Origin of the sequence: Granulicella mallensis (genome assembly GCF_014203225.1) — a bacterium.
GTDB lineage: Bacteria > Acidobacteriota > Terriglobia > Terriglobales > Acidobacteriaceae > Granulicella > Granulicella mallensis_A.
Map to the genome: position 1 here is coordinate 1 of NZ_JACHIO010000040.1, position 9,748 is coordinate 9,748.

The following is a 9,748-nucleotide window of genomic DNA, read 5'->3' on the forward strand; positions in this document are numbered from 1 at the left end:
TCGCTGGTCGGCGAAGACGGCGGACGGCGGCTCTGCGATTACATGGACAGGGTGCTGAGCCAGCTGGCGGATGCTCTGGAACAACCGGGAGCGGTTGGACGGGAAGCGCTGTCGATGTTGCCTGTTTCGGAGCGTGAGCAGTTGCTGGTGGAGTGGAACGCGACGGAGGTGGCTTATCCGTCGGAGTCGACGATCCACGGACTGTTCGAGGCACAGGTGGAGGGGAGCCCCGAGTCGACGGCGTTGGTGTACGAGGAGGAGCGTGTAAGTTACGGGGAGTTGAACTGTAGAGCGAACCGTCTGGCGCATGAGTTGGTGGAGCTGGGTGTAAGACCGGACGACCGTGTAGCGATCTGCGTGGAGCGTTCTGTGGCGATGGTCGTAGCGTTGCTGGCGGTGCTGAAGGCGGGTGGAGCGTACGTTCCCCTGGACCCGGCGTATCCAGTGGATCGTCTGAGCTACATGTTGTCGGACTCGGGTCCGGTGGCGGTGCTGACGCACGGAGCTGCGCGCGGGACCCTGGAGCAAGCTCTGGGTGAGCTAAAGGCGCCGGTCCTGGACCTGGATCTGGAGGCCTCCTGGCTCAGCCGGCCGGAGACCAACCCCGATGCGCAGGCGCTCGGGCTCAGGTCTTCGCACCTGGCCTATGTCATCTATACCTCCGGCTCCACCGGTCAGCCTAAAGGCGTCATGATCGAACACAGGGGCATCTGCAATCTTGTGGGTGCGCAGGCACAATCGCTATCGATTGCGCGAACCAGCCGTGTCTTGCAGTTTGCCTCGTTTAGCTTCGATGCAAGTGTCTATGAAATGGTCCTGGCCCTCTGCCATGGCGCATGTTTGTGCATACCGGCAGACAAGATTTCGCTTTTGGGAGCATCTATTCAAAGAACGATCGCACAGCTTGGCATCACACATGCGGTGCTAACGCCAGCGGCATTGGCAAACATAGAATCCGACGAAGCGCTTCTGACAACTCTTGCGGTGTTGATTCTTGCCGGAGAGTTGCCGGGAGCGAACCTCATCAAAAAGTGGTCTTCCGCGCGGCGTGTCTTCAATGCCTATGGGCCAACTGAGACAAGCATCTGGGCAACGCTGATGGAATGCCGTCATGGAAGTGACCAGGCACCACCGATCGGTCGACCGATAGCGAATACAAGGATTTACTTACTGGACGAGTATGGCGAACCAGTTCCAACCGGTGTTGCTGGAGAGTTGTACATCGGCGGGGCGGGAGTGGCACGTGGTTATCTGAACCGCGCCGAGCTGACGGTAGAGCGTTTTAACCCGAGTACTTTCGTAGCGGGGGACCGGTTGTATAAGACCGGGGACCTTGGGCGGTATCTGCCTGACGGGAACATCGAGTATTTAGGACGGAACGATTTTCAGGTGAAGATCCGCGGGTTCCGTATCGAGTTGGGCGAGATCGAGTCACTTCTCGGCAAGCATGCGAGTGTTGCAGAGGCCATCGTGCTGGCGCGGAGTGATAAGGCGGGGGACAAGCGCCTGGTGGCATACTACAAGGCGGCTGGCGGCGATGCGCCGGAGGTCGATGCGGAGTTCCTGCGGGCGCATCTGAGCGCGACGCTTCCTGCGCATATGGTTCCGTCGGCGTATGTGCGGATCGAGTCTTTTCCTCTGAGCCCGAATGGGAAGCTGGACCGGAAGGCGCTACCGGCGCCGGACGACGAGGCCTATGTGCGGCGCGGCTATGAGGCGCCGGCAGGCAAGGTGGAGGAGATCGTTGCGGGGGTCTTTGCGGAGGTACTAGGAGTAGATCGGGTGGGCCGCAATGACAACTTCTTCGAGTTGGGCGGTCACTCCCTGCTGGCTGTACGGGTCATGTCGCGCCTGCGCGACATGCTAGGCCAGGAAATCAGCCTGGACGAGCTTTTCAGCGGCCCAAGCGTACTTGAAGTGGCGGCATGTGCGCAGTCCAGCCCAACTGCTTTGCCTCGCATTGAGCGCGCGGAGCGTGTTGGGTCCTTGCCGTTATCGTTCGCGCAGCAGCGGTTGTGGTTTTTGTCTCAGATGGAAGGAATCAGCGAGGCGTATCACATTCCTGTAGGTCTGCGTTTGATGGGGACATTGGATCCTGAAGCGCTACAGCGTGCGTTGAATCAGATCGTGGTCCGTCATGAATCTCTTCGCACCCGGTTTGTTGTTGTGGGCGGGGAGCCGGTGCAACAGATCGATCCCGCAACGCCGTTTGATCTGACGATCCACGATCTCAGCGAGGCGAGCGATGCGGAAAGCGAACTGCAGCAGATCGCGCGGGAGGAAGCGAGGGGATCGTTCTCGCTGTCATCGGGGCCACTGATCCGCGGTCGATTGATTCGTTTGGCGCCTACTGAGCATGTGCTGTTGGTGACGATGCACCACATCGTGTCGGACGGCTGGTCGATCGGAGTCCTGGTGAAGGATTTCAGCCGCCTGTACAGCCTGTATCGGGCCGGAGAGGTGGATCCTCTACCGGAGCTTTCGATCCAGTATGGGGATTACGCAGTCTGGCAACACCGGTGGCTGGGCGGGGATAGGCGTGAGGCGCAAGGGGCGTATTGGGAGACGACATTGTCCGGTGCGCCGGCGCTGTTGGAACTGCCAATCGATTACCCCCGCCCGGCGCAGCAGCGCTACGAGGGGCAGCAGGTGCGGCTGAGTTTCGACGCGACGCTGACCGGGGAGTTGAAGGCGCTGAGCCAGCGTCACGGGACGACGCTGTTCATGACGGTGCTGGCGGCCTGGGCTACGGTGCTTTCGCGGCTGTCGGGTCAGCAGGACATCGTGATCGGTACGCCGGTAGCGAACCGGACGCAGCGCGAGACCGAGGAGCTGATTGGCTACTTTGTCAATATGCTGTCGTTGCGGGTGGACTTTACGGGTCAGCCGACGGTGAGCGAACTTCTGAAGCGGGTTCGCCAGACGTCGATCGGAGCGCAGGCGCATCAGGAACTGCCGTTCGAGCAGGTGGTGGAGCGGCTCAAGCCGAGCCGGAGTTTAGCGCACAGCCCGATCTTCCAGGTCATGTTCGCGTGGCAGAGCAATGAGGCCATGACTCTGGCCTTGCCGAACCTGAATATTACCTCCCTCACTACGGAACGCACCATGGCCAGATTCGATTTGACACTGGACATGCTGGAAACACCCAATGGAGTCGAAGGTATCCTCGAATACAGCACTGCCCTATTCAAGGAAGCCACCGTACAGCGGTATGTCTCTTACTTGAAGCGTCTGTTGCACGAGATGGTCGCCTACGAGGCGCAGCCGGTGCACACTCTGTCGATGCTGTCTGCAGAGGAGCGTGAGCAGTTGCTGGTGGAGTGGAACGCGACGGAGGTGGCTTATCCGTTGGAGGCGACGGTGCATGGACTGTTCGAGGCACAGGTGGAGGGGAGCCCCGAGTCGACGGCGTTGGTGTACGAGGAGGAGCGGGTAAGCTACGGGGAGTTGAACCGCCGCGCGAACCGTCTGGCGCATGAGTTAGTGGCTCTGGGAGTTCGTCCGGACGACCGTGTGGCGATCTGCGTGGAGCGCTCGGTGGCGATGGTGGTGGCACTGCTGGCGGTGCTGAAGGCGGGTGGAGCGTATGTTCCTCTGGACCCGGCGTATCCAGTGGATCGTCTGAGCTACATGCTTGCGGACTCCGGACCGGTGGCGGTGCTGACGCACGGTGCGGCGCGCGAGACCCTGGAGCAAGCGCTGGGTGAGCTAAAGGCGCCGGTCCTGGACCTGGATCTGGAGGCCTCCTGGCTCAGCCGGCCGGAGACCAACCCCGATGCGCAGGCGCTCGGGCTGCGGTCCTCGCACCTGGCCTATGTCATCTATACCTCCGGCTCCACCGGTCAGCCTAAAGGCGTCGCTGGAACGGTCTCCGGTCTTGCCAACAGACTGATGTGGTTCGGTGGCATCGTGAAACATGAAAGACCAGTTACTGCGATTAAAACCAGCATAAGCTTTATTGATTCGATCACCGAGATACTCGGTGCCCTCCTTGGGAAGGGCAAGGCGATCATCTTCAGCAGCGACCGTCTGAAGAATGTTCAATGGCTGGCGGAGGGACTGGCGTTGTGGCAAGTGACCAATTTGACCATCGTGCCCTCTCACCTGAAATCGCTGCTCGACATCCGGCCCGACGCGCTTGGTTCGGTGCGCAACCTGATCTGCAGCGGTGAGCAGCTTACACCGGATGTCGTGCGCCTGGTGAAGACCAACAGCCCGAATACAAGGGTGTTCAACTTCTACGGCTCGTCGGAGGTCAATGGGGATGCTACGTTCTTTGACTTCGATGAAGAGGAAGGTCTGAACGGCGACCGGTCCGTGATCGGTCGTCCCATCTCGAACATGCAAATTTACATCCTCGATTTGAATCGGCAGCCTGTTCCTGTAGGAGTCACGGGAGAGCTGTATCTCTCTGGTGCGGGGTTGGCACGGGGCTATATCAACCAGGTGGAGCGGACGGCGGAGCGTTTCCTCTCCAATCCCTTCGTCAACGATCCCGACACTCGTATGTACAAGACGGGAGATATCGGGCGCTGGCTGGCCGATGGAAGAGTCGAGTACTTGGGACGGCTTGACTCGCAGGTCAAGATCCGCGGCTTCCGTGTCGAGTTGGAGGAAGTCGAGGCACGTCTACGGGCATACCCTGATGTGCGGGATGCCGCAGTCACTGTAAACGAAGACGAGACGGGGGAAAAGCGGCTAGTCACTTACTACACTCTGGTCGATACGACTGTATCGGTTGGTGTTGATCGGTTACGTGCCCACATGGGAGCTACGCTGCCCGACTATATGGTTCCGGCAGCGTATGTCAGGTTGGACAATCTGCCGCTCAATGCCAATGGCAAACTGGACCGCAACTCGCTTCCAGTGCCTCCGGCCGATGCCTATGCCCGGGAAGACTACGAAGCTCCTGTGAACGATCTGGAGAGGCGTCTTGCGGAGCTTTGGTCGGAGGTGCTCGACGTGGAGACTATCGGCCGCAATGACAACTTCTTCGATTTAGGCGGCCACTCCCTGCTGGCCGTACGTCTTGTCTCGCGCATACGTTCGGAGTTGGCCGTCAAGTTACCTGTGCGTGCCCCTTTTGACGCCCCTACCGTTGCCAAACTAGCAGCTCTATGCCTGTCCGAGGCCACCCCCTCTGCGCACGCGATTCATCTGGCAGGCAACCGAGATGGCAGGGCAATATTCTGCATGCCTACGGTCGGTGAGCACATTAACTATTACAGCGTTATTGCAAAAAACCTGGGCAGGGATTTTTGTGTCTTTGGCCTGCAGCCACGGCCTCTATGGTGGGAGAAGAGCGATGCGCTTCAGAAAGTTTCCATGCAGTATGCCGATATGATCCAAGAGCAACAACCAAACGGACCTTATAGGCTTTTTGGATGGTCCGCAGGCGGCCGTATCGCTTTAGCCGTGGCCGCAGAACTCGAACGCCGCGGCCAGCAATTGTGCTATGTCGGACTACTTGATATGCCATTGCCATCAATGGATAAAGTGTTTCTTTCGACCTATTGGCGCAACGTGTTACATACACAATTTTCTGCAAAGGTACTTGAGCTCATATCTGCAGGCACCCTGGAAACTTTCCTAAATGACCCTGATCGACTGAGTGAAACACAGCTAGCCGAACTTCTGCAGGCAATGAGGGAAGGTCATCCTGACGCAACGCCCGCATCAATCCGGTTAATGCACGAACAAGTAAAGAATATGGAATATCAGCACATTCGAATCACTGAAGGTAAGCTTTCCCCCCTCAATGTGCCCATCCATGCGTGCTGGGCAAAGCAATCAGATATCAGAAATTACTCGACCGACTTCGACTGGAGTGCCATCACCACGCAGGCCCGCAAAAACAGGGAAGACACTATTGACTCGGACCATGCCAGCATGATGACTGATCCACACGCCAGCGACATAGCTGCTTTGATAGTGCGTGCCCAGAAGGGTGAGATAGAAAGAAGCTCTTGATCATTTCTGGCCATTAGATCCAGCAACGCATTTGCATTTGTTCAGTAGAACGGATACAGCCGGCTCAGAACGAGGTGAAGATAGGCAGAGTGCGTTATCCCGGCGCTTCAGCCATGATGGCTTGGGAGTTTAGCAAGGCTCGGCACCTGAAGAAGGCGATTGGCTGGGCCCGATTCGGCTGGCGCATCTTGGAAGAGAGTTCTTTCGTATCGTTCGCAACCGGGATCTTATCGTCTGACCGCAATGGCTTGAAGCCGCGAGACTGACCTCCTTGCGTGGCTTCGTCTCTGGTCTCATGGGCGATCAAGAAGCTGTACAAGCCCTGAGTTTGCCCTGGAGCAATGGCCCAGTTGTAGGTCAGGTCCACCGCCTCAAGCTGATCAGCGACAGATATACGGTCGCGCCGGCTTCGATCTACTCAAGCTACGCGTTCTCAAGAGGGCCTGAAAAGAGGCTGAATCACATGATCGACCCAGCACCAACACAACTTCACTAAATATACGGAAGAACCATTAGCCCGGCTGTATTTCTGGTACTTTAGCGAGAGAAAGTAAGGAGCACGATGGCTAAAATAGGGCTGTTTACCTTTCTGGCCATGGGACATGTCAATCCCATGAATGCGTTGGGTCGCCGCTTGCAGGGCTTGGGTCACACAGTTGTATTTATTCAACTGCTGGATCTGAAAGAACCAATCCTTGCAGCAGGTCTCGACTTTATTCCGCTCGGCTCCAAGGAATGCCCTCCGGGCACGCTCAAACAAAGAGACTCCAAGCTGGCGACCATGACTGGTAGCCAAGCATTGAAGTACTTGGTTGAAGCGTCCATTGATACGTGCTACATGATCTTATCCAACCTGCCCCGGGATGCTTCAGGGCGCTGGTTTCGATCTGCTCCTTGTGGACGCGTTAGCTTTTCCCGTACTTACTGCCGCAGAATATCTCGGGATTCCCGCGATGATCGTCGATCTGCTACCCCCTCTTTTTGACGAATCGAGCTCTCCTCCCTTCTGTTTCGGCTGGAGTTACAAGACAGGTTCACTTGCTCGTATGCGGAATTTTATAGGGAACCGCATCTTCTTCAACTTCTTCAAACCGGTCAGCGAAGTGATAAGCACGTACCGATGGCAATGGAAACTTCCGCCCTTCCGTTCGATAAATGAGCTATTTTCAGAGCGGACACGCATCGGACAAATTCCTGCCTTTCTCGATTTCCCACGCAGGAACTTGCCTGCCAATTTTCATTACACTGGGCCATTTATCGATGATTCCGGACGAACGCCGGTCCCGTTTCCCTGGGAGCGCCTCAATGGAAAGCCGTTGCTGTACGCCTCAATGGGAACTTTACAGAATGGCTCTGTTCCTATTTTTCAGGCGATTGCACAAGCTGTGCGAGACCTTGATGTCCAACTTGTGATTTCCACGGAAGGAGGGCTTACGGAGAAGGATCTCAAACCACTGGAGGGCGAACCAGTCGTCGTTGAATTCGCGCCGCAGATTGAGCTGATCAAGCGTACAACGCTTGTCATTACGCATGCAGGCCTCAATACATCTTTAGAAGCATTGCAGTGCGGGAAACCCATGGTTGCCATCCCTGTAACTTCGGATCAACCGGAATTGCTGTGCGGTTGAAGCGAATTGGCGTTGCTGAAGTCGTACCAGTGAAAAAAGTCACAGTGCAGCGGCTGAGGAGTGCTGTAAGAAAAGTTCTTGGCGACCGTTCCTACCTTGAGCGTGCAAGATTCTTCGAAAAGCAGATCCATGAGCTCAATGGCCTTGAACAAGCCGCAAAGCTTGTTGATGATGGACTTCATGCCATGTCTTCCAGTAACGAACGTACACAGTTCCTTTGTCATTCAAGTGAGTGAGAGAGGGGTTGCACGGCGTCGTTGTCTTAACGAGCATGAGAAGTTAGGCGCTGAACATCACTGAGAATATGGCCACCATCGCAATTTGGCGGCTGACTCACCAATCTGCACCAGATAAGATGGATCAAGTTACCTTGCGAAGCTGCATTTGAGGTGTGTGGACATATTCTGGTGCTTTTCCCATCACTTAGCTAGCTGTTGCGTGTGCTGTCGACCTCTTCCGTGCACCTTTTATTTCCAGACAGGCAGGGAGAGAAGCGGCAGGCCTTCTCAGAAGCTCTGCCGAAAAACTTGTATGCGGGATTGATTCTTTGGTCTTCTTCCTCAGGGTTCTTCGGAAGCGGTCAGACTCTGAACCTGTGTCGATGATGCGGGCCTGGTCGGTGAGTCGATCGAGCGCATGGCCTTGCAGAGTCGAGCATTGGTGAAGACCTGGGGCCACTCCGAGAAGGGCAGGTTGGTGGTGACGATGACGGCCGCCTTTTTGGCTCTCTCAGCGACGACCTGGAAGAGCAGTTCGGCGGCGACCTCGGCCAGAGGGACATAGCCGAGTTCATCGATGACGATCAGTTCGACGCGCGACCATCGGGCGAGGGTTCTGGTGCAAACAGCGTCTCGCATTCGTTAGAGTGTGTCCTGAGGACTTAGGTGAGCAGGTGGAGGAGTTGTTTGCACCAGAACCATTTTCTCTACCTTTATTCACAACAAAAATTCGGGCGGTTGTTTCCAACATCCTGATGGGGGGAACTTCAACGAACAAGTAGTCTGGTGAAAAGCTGATTAGCTCATTGACGAAGAACGCAATATTCTTATACAAATTGCGTATTTGAAATACGGATGCAATCTTGACACGCGAAAGATATAATGCATAATGAACCATCTCGTCTTTGACGTGCAGCTTACATGTGAAGCAATGCCCACGAGAATCATTCGCATCACTTCAAAGCCCTTGATCGTAACGTCCGCGGCCTTCATCGTCTGAAAGCCTCGTGTGGGGCAAATGACTCGCTTGAGTGCGCCATGATCGGCTTCGATGATGTTGTTCAGGTATTTGTACGTCCGGTGTTTCGTGTCGACCGATTGAGGCGGGAAGCGCATGCGAATGGGGGATGAATTGCGAATGTGATTTCCCTGTTGAGGCGACTTATACGGGCGTTGCGATGCGACAAGTCCAATACCACAAACTGAAGTGGAGGGAGAATAACCAGATAACGCAACCGAAGCAAGACAATTTTTATTTAAGTTGGGAGATTCTGAACCATGCGCATGGGAGGAGGAAGGGCTTTCCGATGCCTATCCTGAAACTCAGAGCAGAACGCTTCCACACCCAGCAGGCTCAACGAACACGCCCACGCAAGCATGAAAACTACGCCTCACATTTGAGCTTGCTAGTCATTTAGGCTGTAAATTGGGAGTGATCAAGCAAGCGTATTGAATCCCTACCGACTTCGCTAAAGCAACGGCATAATGTTGGTCCTCCACCCGCGTCAGTAGTTGCCAGTACGTTTCGCCCGAGACCCGAGCATCGTAAGCGCCATTCGAGATGAGGTAAAGGCGAGAGCTCAGAACCTCGTCCCGACGGAGAGAATAGCAAAATAGAGGAGCGAACTCCGGGGTGTGTGCGTTTCTTCTATTTCCCGGCCATGCCTTCATAAGAAGGCAGCGGCTAGAGGGCTTGTTTCTCAGAGTTGATCTCCTGTTCCAATGACGCCAAGCCAGCCAGGATCGCTCCAAATGTTGGAGGGTCCCGGTAGAACATATCGCGCATCGCACGGTAGTCCCTTTCGAGCGCGGGAAGTTGGCTATCGGGAGGACTCAGCCGGAATGAGCCGGGGACAGCCAAGTCGTAACGCGCCCAGGAAGAGTAGTAGAACCGCTCCTTGAATTTGACAACCGATCTCAGCAACGTTAGGT

At 55.9% G+C, this 9,748-nt stretch carries 5 protein-coding genes and 3 pseudogenes; 4 read left to right on the forward strand and 4 right to left on the reverse strand.

Annotated features, from left to right (window positions below; genetic code table 11):
• Window positions 1-42: 42 nt before the first annotated feature.
• The 4 genes and pseudogenes from HDF15_RS25280 (at window position 43) to HDF15_RS25290 (ending at window position 7,598) form a co-directional block, all read left to right on the forward strand.
• A complete protein-coding gene (locus HDF15_RS25280) occupies window positions 43-5,970 on the forward strand; it encodes a non-ribosomal peptide synthetase (protein ID WP_221314617.1) in 5,928 nt (1,975 codons plus the stop codon).
• A gap of 244 nt (window positions 5,971-6,214) precedes the next feature.
• A pseudogene (locus tag HDF15_RS26125) lies at window positions 6,215-6,417 on the forward strand (ISL3 family transposase); the annotation flags it as partial.
• Window positions 6,418-6,532: 115 nt separating this feature from the next.
• A complete protein-coding gene (locus HDF15_RS25285) occupies window positions 6,533-6,955 on the forward strand; it encodes a hypothetical protein (RefSeq protein ID WP_184261194.1) in 423 nt (140 codons plus the stop codon).
• Window positions 6,924-7,598: a glycosyltransferase gene (locus HDF15_RS25290; RefSeq protein ID WP_184261197.1), complete on the forward strand. Its 675-nt coding sequence runs from the start codon at window positions 6,924-6,926 to the stop codon at window positions 7,596-7,598. Before HDF15_RS25285 ends, HDF15_RS25290 begins: the two co-directional genes overlap by 32 nt.
• Here the strand turns inward: HDF15_RS25290 and HDF15_RS25295 are convergent.
• From HDF15_RS25295 to HDF15_RS25630, 4 genes and pseudogenes are all read right to left on the reverse strand, one after another.
• The gene (locus HDF15_RS25295) at window positions 7,574-7,780 is read right to left on the reverse strand and encodes a hypothetical protein (protein ID WP_184261200.1); all 207 of its coding nucleotides are present in this window, start codon (window positions 7,778-7,780) and stop codon (window positions 7,574-7,576) included. The genes HDF15_RS25290 and HDF15_RS25295 overlap by 25 nt on opposite strands.
• Window positions 7,781-8,158: 378 nt before the next feature.
• A complete protein-coding gene (locus HDF15_RS25300) occupies window positions 8,159-8,455 on the reverse strand; it encodes an ATP-binding protein (protein ID WP_184261203.1) in 297 nt (98 codons plus the stop codon).
• A 288-nt stretch (window positions 8,456-8,743) separates the two neighbouring features.
• Window positions 8,744-8,908: pseudogene (locus HDF15_RS26130) on the reverse strand (DDE-type integrase/transposase/recombinase); the annotation flags it as partial.
• 592 nt (window positions 8,909-9,500) lie between these two features.
• Window positions 9,501-9,748, reverse strand: a pseudogene (locus HDF15_RS25630) (nucleotidyl transferase AbiEii/AbiGii toxin family protein); the annotation flags it as partial.

What these genes read in the sequence shown, in the direction of transcription:
- HDF15_RS25295 (WP_184261200.1), bottom strand. Translation starts at nt 7,780, where the DNA reads ATGAAGTCCATCATCAACAAGCTTTGCGGCTTGTTCAAGGCCATTGAG.
- HDF15_RS25300 (WP_184261203.1), bottom strand. Translation starts at nt 8,455, where the DNA reads ATGCGAGACGCTGTTTGCACCAGAACCCTCGCCCGATGGTCGCGCGTC.
- HDF15_RS25290 (WP_184261197.1), top strand. Translation starts at nt 6,924, where the DNA reads ATGATCGTCGATCTGCTACCCCCTCTTTTTGACGAATCGAGCTCTCCT.
- HDF15_RS25285 (WP_184261194.1), top strand. Translation starts at nt 6,533, where the DNA reads ATGGCTAAAATAGGGCTGTTTACCTTTCTGGCCATGGGACATGTCAAT.
- HDF15_RS25280 (WP_221314617.1), top strand. Translation starts at nt 43, where the DNA reads ATGGACAGGGTGCTGAGCCAGCTGGCGGATGCTCTGGAACAACCGGGA.